Raw genomic sequence first — 12231 nt, forward strand, 5'->3', positions numbered from 1 at the left:
CCATAGATGGTTTTGGCTGATTTTGCCGCCGATCCTTCAACGGTTAGAAATTGCTCACGACGACATTGCGAGCGATACAGGAAGCGACGGACATACCGTCGTTCCTGGACGTTCCTCAATGTGCCCGTCAGGCTATGGCATCAAGTAGAGTTGCTCACCTGCTCGCGCGCCAACCAAACGGGCGACGAAATCAACCAGGAGCGGACGTTACAAACAAGCAACGCTGCAATATCCCGCCATCAGGTGATTTGATACTTGAGCCGGCGTTGTACGAAGGCTGGCCGCGAACCTTCGAGCACCCTTACGATGTGACCATTGGTATTTGGGTTTTCGATCGCGCCGCAATCATAGCTGAACCTGTAACCGTTCACCTTGTCCAACTGGACATAGACGATTTGTTCGGCGTCGGCTCCGATCGCGAGATTTCGGTTATGCCTCACCAATATGACCTGCCGGGTTTTCTTCGCGTCGCGAATACACCTTGCGAGTACAGCGAAAATGCTGTCGTTGTCGAGATTGTCTTCGGGTTGGTCGATGATGAGGGGCGAGCTGTCTGTATCTAGGTGCAGGTAGAAGACCAGCAGGAGAAGCCCCTTCTCTCCGGGGGAAAGCTGGTTCAGGTCTTTGCCTCCCAGTCTCAACTCGTACCGGTGTTCGAAGTATTCGAGGGAATAAAGGAAGTCGTAGAATTTCTTGACGTCTTTGGTTTGCCGTCTGATGCCACCCGATTTCATCGATCCGACCACATCGTCCACAAAGGCGAAGATGCTTTCGAAGGAGTTCCAGTCGACTATCGATAGCTTCTGTTGAAGGGCGCGCGCCCCTTCCGCGACTCCACGGAAGGGGCCGCTCACGTTTTGGTATAGATGGTTGAAAAATTCATCACCGAACTTGGGAGAAGGTACAAAAGACGCGTCGATCGACACCTTGAAGTCCCGGTACTCACCGCGGTGAGCCGTGACTCAACCTTGGTTTTCAAACCCTCGTAGAACGTTCTTATCTTGTGCTTGCTTTCGAAGAGGGCCAAGCACAGCGCCTTACGGTCTTCCAACGCCTTGGACAATTCACCCGGCAGATCATTGTCGATCCTGGCAATGCGGGCCTCCAGTTCTGCGATCGTCCCTAATTTGGGCGAGGCCTTTTGACCTACGATATCGCTGACCTTCTCGGATATCTCGCGGACGGCCTGCACATACCTTTGATAGCGCTGTTGAGGTGCCGAGAGAGCGGCGCGTGTCTCGGCAATGCGATCGGCAATATACTTCTGCGCAGCACGCAAGTCGGGTACGCTGGCGACTTTGGAAAGATCCGTCTTTGGATCGAAAACCATGGCGCTCTCGCGTTCAATCGCCGCGATTTCTTCGTTCACAGCCACAATCTTCCTCGTGACCTCTTCGAGGTTAACAGTAAGACTGATGACCTGATCAACATCGAAGCCGAGACCGTTATACTTGGTTTTGAAAACCTCCTTGTCGCCTTGCACACGGCTTTTCAGGGCATTTACGGCGTCCTTGAATTCGCTGGCATCTTGCAAGGTAGTCTTGTGCCGACCGAGCCGCGTGACTGCGCTCTTTTCACGCGCGGCAAGGTCGTCCAGCAACCGGGTTTGTGACGCGATTTCCTCTGTCGCCGCCTCCTGTTCCGCACTCTGAGCAGCCGGGGCAGCTTCCTCTGGAGGCTTCGACGCTTCGAGTGCAGACACCTGCTTCTGAAGGACTCCTAGTTCCGCCTGCAGTTTGGTCTTGAATACAGGTTCGCTCTGGTCCTCGAGTTCGAGAATTCTGATGTTGAGTTCACGCAGATTCGTTTTGATCTGGCTAGCTTCCTGTCGACTGTTCAACGTCTTGCGTTCTTCGAGGTCGTGGAAGCTCTTGGCGTCCATCTTGTCGCTGATGTCGACGTGCGAAAATACGACGTCTTCGATTTCCCGACGCAGCGCCTGCACTTCGATTTCGTTCGTCAGGCTCTCGAAGTAGTTCTGTGGCAGGTATTTGACCGCCTCCGGCGAAAGTTCATCGACATCATCGTTTAGAGTCCGCTCTACAACGCTCCCACTCTTCCATATGAGACGACCCGAAAAATTCTCGGCGAACCCGGGCCGCTTGAATTTCCTGTTCGTCTGGCTGTCGGTTAGAAATGAGAAATATTTCGCTTGGCGAGTATTTCCGAGCAGCGCCACGATATCCGCGACAGCGCTTTTGCCGCTTCCCTTGTTCCCGATTATGGCAGTCAGCTCAGGGTTGAACGGAATTTCGACGTTCCGGAACCAAGTGCCGTTATGACCGGTATACTTGGCGAGTGGATTGATCTCCAGCCTGTCGATGAACTGCGTGGCCTCACGCTCGAGCCGGACGAGAACGGTTGGACGGTCTCCGACAAAGACGCGATGTTCCGGTTCGAAGATCGTCTGACGGAGACCTCGGAAAGTCAGATTGGCCTTGATCCAGGTCGATTGATAGCTCGGTTCGTCACCTGTCAAACGTCCAAGGTCCTCGAAGCAATGAGCGTCGCTGGCGTCATAGATAGGCTTAGGCTCCGACTTCGACCCGTCCTCGTACCGAGAGTCGCTCAGGAAGAACGCCGTGCTGTTCGACTTCCCAAAGAAGGCGCTGCTGATCCTGTCGAGTTCATCGGAAATGGATTTGCTACGCTGGGAATTTTTGGCGGTACCGCGCAGGCCATCGTTTCCGGCGGCGGTGACGATAATGTATTGCTCCGGCGCGAAGCATCCTTTTAGCGAGTCCTTAACATCATGTATGCTGACGGTGGCCGCAGCGTAATTCGCAGACATCAGTTCGCTGCAGCGTAACCGTCTTCCAGCAACGGATATGTGCGTTTCAAGGTCGTTGAGGAACTTGCTCAAGGCTTCGGCCGTCGCGACAGCCGGGTCAACCAGAACATGTGTGTTGACGTTTTTGCCGTCGACGCTGACCGTCTCGGTCAAACGCAGCTCCAGGTTCGGGATCACCAGCTTTGCCGAGTCCGGATGCAATTGGCGATACCATTTGACAGTGTTCAGGTAGCCATCGAATGAAAAATAGTCCGTTATGCCAAAGGCGTGGACCTCGGATTGTTCGAGAATATCCACGAAGCGTTTCCACGTCGCGTCGTCCGGTTTGCCATATCCGCAAGAAAGCTTCGTACCGGGCGCGTGTAAATGCAGATCCCACTTAAGCCACTGCGACCCTCGATGAGCCTCTCGTTTGGCAGCACGCGGCGTCGAGGACACACTCATCCAAAGCACTCCAGGTGACGGGGTTTCTGATCCGGAGAAGCCATGCCTATCGTCGGCAGGATCACGAATCTGCGCAAGCGCCGGCACAATCTAGTCGGATGAAAGAATCAATCAAGGCGTGTTCTCATGAACCTATAGCGCAAGTCGCCGCCTGTCGCCGAAAGATAAAAGACGGTTCTGAAAATAAAGGCGGGCATGCAGCCGCCGCTGACTATTCAGCAATAAGTCTGAGCCGCGGAAACCAGACCTTCTCACAGGCACTAAATCGCGCGATCAACACGAGCCTCCTGAACGGTGCATCGTCATCGCAGTCAGTGTCGTTCGCTCATTCTGGCGATAGCGTGCGTTCTGGTCCACTACGAGGCGTTCAAAATGGTCGCGAGCTCTGCCCGTTCAGCCGAGGTCGGCGGGTTCCCAAGCCGAGGACGACTTCTGATCGTAATCTTCGGAGCGCTTGCCGCGCATACTGTCGAGATTACGTTCTACGGTTTCTTCTTCTGGGGGCTCCATAGCTAGCGGCTGTTCGGGCGAAATCGTCGGAAAAATCTCAGATGGATGGGTCGATTTCCTGTATTTCTCCGTCACCAACGACGCTGGGCGTGGGCGACATCAGGACCGGAGGGCCGATCCGACTTATTGCCTCATGAGAGGCGCTCACTGGCCTGGTGCCGTTGAGCTGGACGGCCTCGTTCACCTACCTCTCCATGGAGAATTTTTGGAAGAGGAGGTAGGCCGCGTGATCGCTCGCCCGTTTTGGATGTGAGGCATACGGAGCTACCACAGATCGCAGGGCATGTTGCCCATGCTTCGTTTCATTGGCGAGGAGCGGCTTAATGCCATTTCTCTTACTTGCCGTTGGCGATGTTCTTTTTCATTGCGCCTCGCTTCCTCTGCGTACCTGCCCGGGTGAGTGGACGCGGGCCACTGCGGCCTCACAGGTCGCCCTGATCTCTTCAACTTCGGTCTCCGTTAAAAAATCTATCCCGATAAAGCTGTTCTTCCCGTTACTCACGCGCACAAGCTCGTCAAGCTTAGCCTGTACCGCTGCCCCATCCCGGTTCTGTGTGTTCTGGATCAGGAAGACCATCAGGAAGGTAATGATCGTCGTTAAGGTGTTGATGATGAGCTGCCAGGTTTCAGAAAAGCCGAGGGCAGGTCCGGAGCAGCCCCACACCGCGATCACCGCGATGCAAAGTATGAATGTGCTCGGCCGACCCGCTCCACGAGCAACGGCGTTCGCAATTTTTCCGAATGTCTTTTCCACTCAAAGTCCCGGCCGGTAGGAACCCCGCCGAAGCGGAATTCTTCAATTTATTGCGCCGCCGCTTTTTTCCTAGCGGCCGATTTGGCCTGACCAGATTGGCTTTTTGAGCCGGCGTTCTTTAAGTGGGCTGCCATAGCCGGGGCGGCTCCGGTCTTCTTGGCCGCGCTCGCCTTCCCACTCGATGCCTTCTTCGTAGCTGCCTTCCTAGGGGTGGCCTTCTTGGCAGGCCCCTTCTTCGCTGCCTCCTCGCTGGAGGAAAAAATGCCGGTGATGGTGTCGATGATGGACACTGCACTACCCTCTGTTGAACTGGACCAACAATGCGCGGCGGCAGGAAACGGTTCCATTTCAGGATCAACAATCGCTAATGGACCGACGCCGGCGGTGGGCGTGCAATCGCTGCACCGCGCGACGTTCTACGCCGACTTTGCCGCAAGATAGATGAGCGGCGGCGGGCTGCGTTTGAAAGTTGCTCGAGCAACTCTCCAGCGCCTGGATCCGGGAACGCATGACGGGCGCTGGAGCAGAATCGGTTCCCCGGTACAAAAGCCCCACTTTTCGGCGTCTGGGGCGGTCTGCCGGTGCGCTCGGCCTAACCTGCGGCGGAGCAGGGACGCCGCCGCCGAGTTCCTGCTCCGTCGTGTGCTAAAGTACAGCCGTCGGGCACGCAGGGTATTTGCCGGGTCGAGTTATCGCTGAATATCACTCGACCGTTCCGACGAGTTTGAGGGCAGCTGAGGAGGCGAAGGGACGCACTGGGGCCCTTCGTCGCCCTGAAAACTGCCGGCCCGGCCTTTCCATTCTGCGCTACTTCCGATGTGCCAGGCGGTAGCGGGCCGCCTTGGCGCGGTTGCCGCAACTGTCCATCGAGCACCAGCGCCTCGGTTTGGAGCGGCTGTCGTCGATGAAAAAGCCGCCGCAATTGTCAGCCTCACATCGCCGTATGTCGTTTCCTGAGGGGAACAGCACCAGCATGGCAGCGGCCGCTGCTGACCGGCGCAGCGGCAGGTATAGCCTTTCGTTTGCCGACGCGGATTGGAGGTTCAAGATGTCGCCAAGGCAAGCCGGCCCGCCCTTCGGCCTTATAGCGCTCGACCCAGCGCGCCACGATCTTGGCCGACACACCATACACCCGCGCCGCATGGGCTTTGGAAAAAGCGCCTTCTATCACCGACAGCGCCATCTCCTCTCGACGCAGCGGCGTGAGACGGGCATTCTTGTGGATGTTCATGCGGACCCTCCGATGAGTGCTGAAGCTTGGTAACTCCAGTCGCCTCGCCCTAACCGAGGACAACCTCCTGAAAGCTCACAGCTAACCAACTTGGTCGGTTCCACTCTCGATTAAGAGGGGTCCGCCAAATCGGCTCCTGTAGTCGCTTGGAGCAACCCCGAGCGATTTTACAAAAGCCCGCCGGAATGTCTCAGGATCGCCGAACCCAACCGCATGTGCGATCTGCTGGACAGATTGGCGGCTGGTCTCCAGAAGGTCTCGTGCCGTCTCAACCCGCAGAGCCTCGACGGCTCGTCCTGGGGTCTGTCCATTCTCCTTTGAATAGACCCGGGCGAAGTTCCGCGGGCTCATGGCCATGAAGGATGAAAGTGCCGGGACGGACAGATCGGCGCCAGGATTTTCCCTAATCCAAGCATGCAGGCGCTCGAAGCGGCCGACGCGGTCTCTGATTTGTTGACGAAGCGCAGTGCTGAATTGGGATTGTCCGCCGGGGCGTTTCAGGTACAGGACCAACTCCCGTGCGATTGCCAAGGCTGTCGTGTGCCCGAGGTCTTCCTCAACCATTGCCAGGGCCATGTCGATGCCGGCGCTTACCCCTGCCGATGTCCATACGGCCCCGCATCGTACAAAAATGGGATCCGGCCTGACGTCGATCGCAGGAAATCGCTCTGCAAGTTCCGCGCAACGCTCCCAATGGGTCGTGGCGCGTCGGCCATCCAACAGGCCGCACTCGGCCAGAATGAACGCTCCCAGACAAATGGAGCCAAGCCGACGCACGTCGTTTGCTTGTTTGATCAACCAACCCCGAAGAGAACTGGATCTTGCAGCCTCTAAGGCCGTCCCCCCGCCTGAAATCAGCAGTGTGTCGATTGTGAACTTACTGCAATGATCGAAACTGACGGTGTGGAGAGCAACGCCAGCATCCGTCTCGATCGGCCCGCCTCGTTGCGAGACAAGAATGGTACGAAATGCAGGTTCTCCGCTTGCTCGCTTGGCGTCATTGAAGACCTGCAGCGGGCCGGTGACATCGAGAAGCTTCGTGCGCTCGAACAGCAGAAAGGCGATCAGTCTTTCGCGGTGCGCATTGGCAGAATTCGAGGTCATAATGGCATTTATGCCACGAGAACCTTGTGCGATCCAGACGGCGGTGAAAGGAGGTATGGTCCATGCTCGAGCTCAGGCCGAATTGCGAATGGTGCGACCGTGATCTGCCCCCGGGCAGTTCGGAGGCCCGAATCTGCAGCTACGAGTGCACCTATTGTGCAGAGTGCGTTTCGACGGTCCTGTACGACGTCTGCCCGACTTGCGGCGGAAATTTTTCAGCAAGGCCGATCCGGCCCAGTCGTGAGTGGCGCGCGGGCTCCTGTCTCGGGCTTGAGCACGATCCAGCGAGCAGCCGACGAACACACTCGAAGTGGACAGCAGACCAGGCCGCAGAGCTGGCGAGGCGCCTGCGCGACGTGGCCCCGGAGGGCCGATAGAGAAAATCCAAACACAGAAGAGATATAGCAATGCCTAAATTCCACGACTACACCTGCCGCATAGGATGGACCGGCAATCGCGGCGACGGCACCAGAACGTATCGGGGCTACGACCGGACATGGGATATAACCACGATTGGAAAGCCTGTGATAAAGTGCTCCAACGACCCGCTGCTTGGGGGCAATCCGGCGCTACCCAATCCCGAAGATCTCCTCCTCGCATCAGTTTCGGCCTGCCACATGCTTTGGTACCTGCATCTGGGGAGCGACGCGGGAATTGTCGTCCACTCATATACTGATGAACCGGTGGGCCATGGCGAGAGCGAGCCAAACGGAGCCGGGCGTTTTGTGGGCATCACATTGCGGCCCAGGATTGAGGTCGAAACCGGCATCGATCTCCACAAGGCTGAAGCCATCCATCATCGAATTCATGAGGTTTGCTACATCGCGCGTTCCGTCAATTTCCCAATTCTTGTTGAGGCCGATTACCAAAAATTGTGAACGAGAGAACGGCACCCCAGCGTGCGGTCTCACCCTTCAACTTCAAATGCATTGATGTTCAGGCGGCTCGGCCGCCCAATGCCGCCCAGCGCCGGGTGTCGGTCCGACGGTCGCACGGACCAAACGCCGCTAGCGAAGCGAGAGATCGGGGGCCACCGGAAGCGAGCGGTGTGAGCGGTGCTGAAATACGCATCAAGGATACGTTGTCGCGCCGCTTCGTCGATTTCCTTACCTTCGAGGAAGTCGTCGATCTGATCATAGGTGACCCCGTAACCAGATTTGAACCGCCAGGCGCTTCTGGCGCTGATCTCAACCAATGAAAGCGCGTTTGACCGATCGTCGGGTCAACCTCCAACAGCCCGTCCAATGATGCAAGCCGATCAGCTGGTATCGCTTCGATCAGCGCCCTCTCTGCCCGTCGCCGGGCAATGGCCCGCGCCGCGATCCCCATCCGCTCAATGATGTTGGCTGCCGGGAGTAGCGAATTTCGATTGCGGAACTCCGCTACAATGGCGCCAGCTATCGAAGCACCCGCGTCTGTTGTTGAGGCCATCTCGATTGCCGACAGCAATGCGGCACGCTGATCTTCGGCTGTTGCGTTTCGCTTCTGCAGATAACCTAGGAGGTGAGCAATGTGATTGCTCCGGGTTTCCTCACGACGGGCATACAACCTGAATGCGGTCGAGCTTGCACCTATTTGCCTGGCAACATAGTCGAGCATCGCTTTCGGCGGAACCTCGTTAGGCAACAGTGGCCGGCCGGGGTAGCGCATCAGGCAAAGTTGGATCGCAAAGCCGAGCTGATTGTGTTCACGGCGCCGTAGCTGGATTTCCAGCAAATCGGCCGGCGAAAGAGAGTAGTGGCGGATCAGACTGTCTTCATCGACCGGAATGTCGAATAGCGTCTTTCGCTCGTGTTCTTTGAGAAGCGCTCGTCGGGCCACTTTCCACTCCACTCCAGAACGGTCGTGGCAAAGCCTCTGTCCAAAGCGGCCTAACGGTACAGGAGGCAAATGGCGTATCCACAGCGAACATCCGGGCGTTCACTCTCCGTTCGACCTTAGCGCAAGATTCTGAGCAGCTCTGTGATGTCCCCAGCTTGTGAGAGCTAGCTTGGCAATCCTGCTGCCCGTAGCACGTCGCCAAGCCTCCGCGCGCAGGCGCGCAATTCACGCCAGTAAACTGGCGGCTGTAACGAAAGCCGGGCTGAAGCTCGAGGACACGAGCGGCGGCCGCCCTCGCTTCGTCCAGCCGGCCAAGCTTGGCAAGCGCCGCGGTCAACTGCACATAAGTCATACTAGGCGCCGGATTGGCTTGGACGGACTTGTAGGCCGCTCGGAGGGCTTGTTCGTGGCGGCCGCGCAACAAATGGCTTTGTGCGACATCCAAACATATCGGTTCAAAGCCGGCCTATTATTGTTTGAACGAAGAGCAAATGCTATGATCGGTGGATCGACAGGGCGCTGACGCAAGCGATCCGTAGGCGGAAAGGATCCGGAGGCTGGCACCAAAAGGGGCGATGATCATGGAAGCCGCGCCGCATTCACAGATTGCTGACCACTACGCACGAGGCAGCCTGGTCGAAGATATTCGGGATGGTCTTGCCGCCATGGGGAAGACCGAAAGCACGGTCACCGCCGAGGACCTCTCCCCCGTAGACGAGTTTCACATCGGCGGCCGCGCCGCCACGGGAGAGTTGGCAGGGCAACTTGCGCTCACCGCCGCGGATCGAGTGCTCGACATCGGCTGCGGCCTCGGTGGACCGGCGCGACAGATCGCTTCGCACTACGACTGCCATGTGACCGGTATCGATCTCACTCGCGACTACGTTGAAGCCGGTAATGTCCTCTCCGGCTGGCTGCATCTCGGGGAGCGCGTCTCGTTGCAACAGGGCGATGCTTTGCGGCTGCCGTTCGCAGATGGATCGTTCACTGCCGCATACATGTTGCATGTCGGAATGAACATTGCCGACAAGAGCGCACTTTTTTCGGAGGTTGCCCGGGTCCTGCGCGCCGGTGCGCCTTTCGGTGTCTTCGACGTCATGCGCACTGGAGCCGGCGAGATGTCTTATCCGCTGCCATGGGCGAGTACGGCAGATACGAACGCGATCGCCACGCCAGACCAGTACCGCGACGCGCTTTCCGCAGTTGGATTCGAGATTTTGTCGGAACGCCGGCGACGCGATGTTGCGCTTGACCATTTTGCGCAGCAGCGCGCCCAGGCGGCGGGGGGGCGGGCAGTACTGGGCGTTCATACGCTTATGGGAGCGCGGCGGCCACAGATGATCCGAAACATGAGCGAAAGTATTTCAGATGGCCGGATTGCGCCGGTTGAGATTATTGCGCGACGGCGGTGATACCTGCGGTCGACTTCAACTGGTCTGGCGGGAAACGAATGACTGCTTGCCACCGCTTGCCGCAAGCTGAGGTTCGCAGAGCTCTGCTGGCCGCATCCGCTGGTGTCCCGATAGATATTTCAGTTGATAACGTTCTGCTATCTACCGAATGCAAGGCTGTCGATGCCAAACTGCACGTTTCGCCTCTTCTGGGGCCCCTACCGAAGGCCGGTTTGGCGTAACGCCGCCCTACGTTATTAGCTCTAAAGCCGCGCCGAGCGTAGCGCTGCTCTCTCATGGAGCCCGCTACAGGTCAGGATGTTGATGTTTCGAGAGGCCCCGTCGCTATCGATCACCAGCATGCATTTGGGGTATTGGTGCGCTGGCGGATGAGCGTCCCCCTTCGCGGTCGTAGTTGCTCGAGGCATTGGTCTCCGCCTTCACCTGTCAGTGGGCCTTCTGCTGAAGGGCCTGCGAGACCGATTCCATCGGGTCCGTACAGGCGCCATGCGTCGGACCGCGCCCGGCTCCCGCCGAACCGCTGCGTGCCTGGCTGCCGGAGCTCGGCCAGCACGGTTAAGTGGCTCGCGTCCAGGAGGAAGTCCGAGACCGGAGGAGTCCCGCCCAGCCGCGTCCGGCACTGCCAGCACCGCTTCGTCCTGGAGTAAGCAGAGGAACCGGCAGTCGAGGCCGAAGCCGAGTATCCACTCGTTGTGCCCAAGGAAGTGCTGCCACGCCTTCTCGGGCTGGTTCATCTTGACGCGCTGCCTCTCAGCACAGGCGTTGGACCTCCCGGGCGTCGCGAGCATGCGCTTGAAATGCTCCAACCGCGCCTTTCGATAGCCGATGTTGACGATGTCGCGGAAGGTGATGAGCCCGCTCCTCACGAATTCCTCTACGATCCTTTGGCCGTCGGGCTGTATGAGGAAGGTCTTGACCTTCTTTGCGAACTCCGGGTCGACGCCTGAGGTACCTCCACGACGGGTTATCCTGGGTTGGTTCAAGCTTGACAGATCGCGTTCTTCAGCAATGCAGAAGTGACGCCATCTTCTTGAACGAGAAGTGGGAGAGCTGAAAAGGCTCGTCCGGCATGAACCGGTCCTCGCACCGGCCCTCGCGCTTGTGGCGTCTGAAGCGCTTGGGCATCACCGCCGTGATCTCCTTCGACATAAAGGTCAGTGTGAGCTTGACGGGTGATAGAACAGGTGAGGACTACTCACGGTGGTGGCGCCGTGATCCCCAATGACGTAAATTGTCCCGCGCCGTTCTGAAGTCTCGAGGGCGCTGTGGTTCACGCAAGGGTGATGCCCGTCGATGAAACTTCGCCTGACGAGGCGCGTTGTGAGAGTTCAGCCAGTTCGAGGCTGGCCGCCCCATGTGCTTCATCTGGCGGCATCGATACGTGCCGTTGTGCCCTCGACGATCTTGAAGAAGCTCTCGGCATCACCGAAGGAAAGCCAACTGGCCAAGGCTCTTCGGGAACTCGGCCGCATCGAGCGATCGCTTTTCATGATTGAATGGTACTCGAGTTCGACATTGCGCCGGCGCTGCCAAGCCGACCTCAATAAGGGCGAGGCAGCGCACAAACTCAAACGCTCAGTCTTCTTCCATGAGCGTGGGGAACTCCGCGATCGGTCGTTCGAAAGTCAGGCATTCCGCGCATCGAGCCTCAATCTTGTCGTCAGCGCGATCGTCCATTGGAACACGGTCAATCTCGACCGCCCGGTCACAGAGCTCAAAACAGCGGGAAGGAACATCTCAGATCTGCTGTTGAAGCATATCTCGCTGCTGAGTTGTGAGCACATCAACCTGACGGGCTTCTACACCTGGGACAGCGAGCAACATCTCCGGAAGGCTTCCGGTCGCTTCGCCTCCCGGCTGGGCTACGGCGTGCCGCATAACGTTCCTGCTCCCTTCGACCTTAGCGTACGATTTCGCACTGCTCTTGTTCCTTACCCCATAAATGGCTTTTGGAGGTAACATGCGATTTAGGTTCTCTCCTGCTTGGTTCGAAGCGCGCATCCACGTCGATGACGAGCAACCGACATTAGATGCGGAAATCGCCCGATAATGCGGGCTGTCCCGTTGACGCGCAATTCACGATGATCCCCGAGCCTTACCAATGCGAGGACGCGCCACTCGACGAGGTCTTGCCAAGCCTTGGACAAGGTGATCGTAGCGAATG

The 12231-nt window shown here is 57.9% G+C and carries 7 protein-coding genes and 4 pseudogenes; 5 read left to right on the forward strand and 6 right to left on the reverse strand.

Annotated elements, in window-relative coordinates; genetic code table 11:
• Positions 1 to 239: 239 nt before the first annotated feature.
• Positions 240 to 3235 (reverse strand): annotated as a pseudogene (locus tag A9K65_RS32745) (TrlF family AAA-like ATPase).
• 871 nt (positions 3236 to 4106) lie between these two features.
• Positions 4107 to 4499 carry a low affinity iron permease family protein gene (locus A9K65_RS32750; protein ID WP_064994399.1) on the reverse strand — a complete coding sequence of 131 codons (393 nt, stop codon included), beginning with the start codon at positions 4497 to 4499 and terminating at the stop codon, positions 4107 to 4109.
• Between the two features lie 156 nt (positions 4500 to 4655).
• On the opposite strand from A9K65_RS32750, the gene A9K65_RS35500 reads away from it, so the two are divergent.
• Positions 4656 to 4940, forward strand: a complete 285-nt coding sequence (locus A9K65_RS35500) for a hypothetical protein (protein ID WP_157678599.1) — start codon at positions 4656 to 4658, stop codon at positions 4938 to 4940.
• Positions 4941 to 5306: 366 nt separating this feature from the next.
• On the opposite strand, the gene A9K65_RS36705 is transcribed toward A9K65_RS35500, so the two are convergent.
• From A9K65_RS36705 to A9K65_RS32770, 3 genes and pseudogenes are all read right to left on the reverse strand, one after another.
• The gene (locus tag A9K65_RS36705; protein WP_084015966.1) at positions 5307 to 5642 is read right to left on the reverse strand and encodes a CGNR zinc finger domain-containing protein; all 336 of its coding nucleotides are present in this window, start codon (positions 5640 to 5642) and stop codon (positions 5307 to 5309) included.
• Positions 5560 to 5730 (reverse strand): annotated as a pseudogene (locus A9K65_RS32765) (leucine zipper domain-containing protein); the annotation flags it as partial. The gene A9K65_RS36705 and the pseudogene A9K65_RS32765, both read right to left, overlap by 83 nt.
• Before the next feature lie 81 nt (positions 5731 to 5811).
• Positions 5812 to 6834 (reverse strand): GlxA family transcriptional regulator, encoded by a 1023-nt coding sequence (locus A9K65_RS32770; RefSeq protein ID WP_064994397.1) that lies wholly within the window; start codon positions 6832 to 6834, stop codon positions 5812 to 5814.
• Positions 6835 to 6896: 62 nt separating this feature from the next.
• On the opposite strand from A9K65_RS32770, the gene A9K65_RS32775 reads away from it, so the two are divergent.
• The gene (locus A9K65_RS32775; protein ID WP_084015962.1) at positions 6897 to 7211 is read left to right on the forward strand and encodes a DUF1272 domain-containing protein; all 315 of its coding nucleotides are present in this window, start codon (positions 6897 to 6899) and stop codon (positions 7209 to 7211) included.
• 30 nt (positions 7212 to 7241) lie between these two features.
• Positions 7242 to 7712: an OsmC family protein gene (locus A9K65_RS32780; protein WP_064994396.1), complete on the forward strand. Its 471-nt coding sequence runs from the start codon at positions 7242 to 7244 to the stop codon at positions 7710 to 7712.
• Positions 7713 to 7983: 271 nt separating this feature from the next.
• Here A9K65_RS32780 and A9K65_RS32785 read toward each other — a convergent pair.
• A pseudogene (locus A9K65_RS32785) lies at positions 7984 to 8655 on the reverse strand (DUF4158 domain-containing protein); the annotation flags it as partial.
• Positions 8656 to 9230: 575 nt separating this feature from the next.
• On the opposite strand from A9K65_RS32785, the gene A9K65_RS32795 reads away from it, so the two are divergent.
• Both A9K65_RS32795 and A9K65_RS32805 read left to right on the forward strand, forming a co-directional pair.
• Complete coding sequence (locus A9K65_RS32795; RefSeq protein ID WP_084015960.1) at positions 9231 to 10067, forward strand: methyltransferase domain-containing protein; 837 nt, start codon at positions 9231 to 9233, stop codon at positions 10065 to 10067.
• Positions 10068 to 11423: 1356 nt separating this feature from the next.
• Positions 11424 to 11947, forward strand: a pseudogene (locus tag A9K65_RS32805) (Tn3 family transposase); the annotation flags it as partial.
• Positions 11948 to 12231: the final 284 nt, after the last annotated feature.

The organism is Mesorhizobium sp. WSM1497 (assembly GCF_001672455.2).
GTDB lineage: Bacteria > Pseudomonadota > Alphaproteobacteria > Rhizobiales > Rhizobiaceae > Mesorhizobium > Mesorhizobium ciceri.

Excerpts from the sequence above, each read along its gene's own strand:
- A9K65_RS32775 (WP_084015962.1), top strand. The coding sequence starts at position 6,897 with ATGCTCGAGCTCAGGCCGAATTGCGAATGGTGCGACCGTGATCTGCCC.
- A9K65_RS32770 (WP_064994397.1), bottom strand. The coding sequence starts at position 6,834 with ATGACCTCGAATTCTGCCAATGCGCACCGCGAAAGACTGATCGCCTTT.
- A9K65_RS32780 (WP_064994396.1), top strand. The coding sequence starts at position 7,242 with ATGCCTAAATTCCACGACTACACCTGCCGCATAGGATGGACCGGCAAT.
- A9K65_RS36705 (WP_084015966.1), bottom strand. The coding sequence starts at position 5,642 with ATGCGGCGCGGGTGTATGGTGTGTCGGCCAAGATCGTGGCGCGCTGGG.
- A9K65_RS32795 (WP_084015960.1), top strand. The coding sequence starts at position 9,231 with ATGATCATGGAAGCCGCGCCGCATTCACAGATTGCTGACCACTACGCA.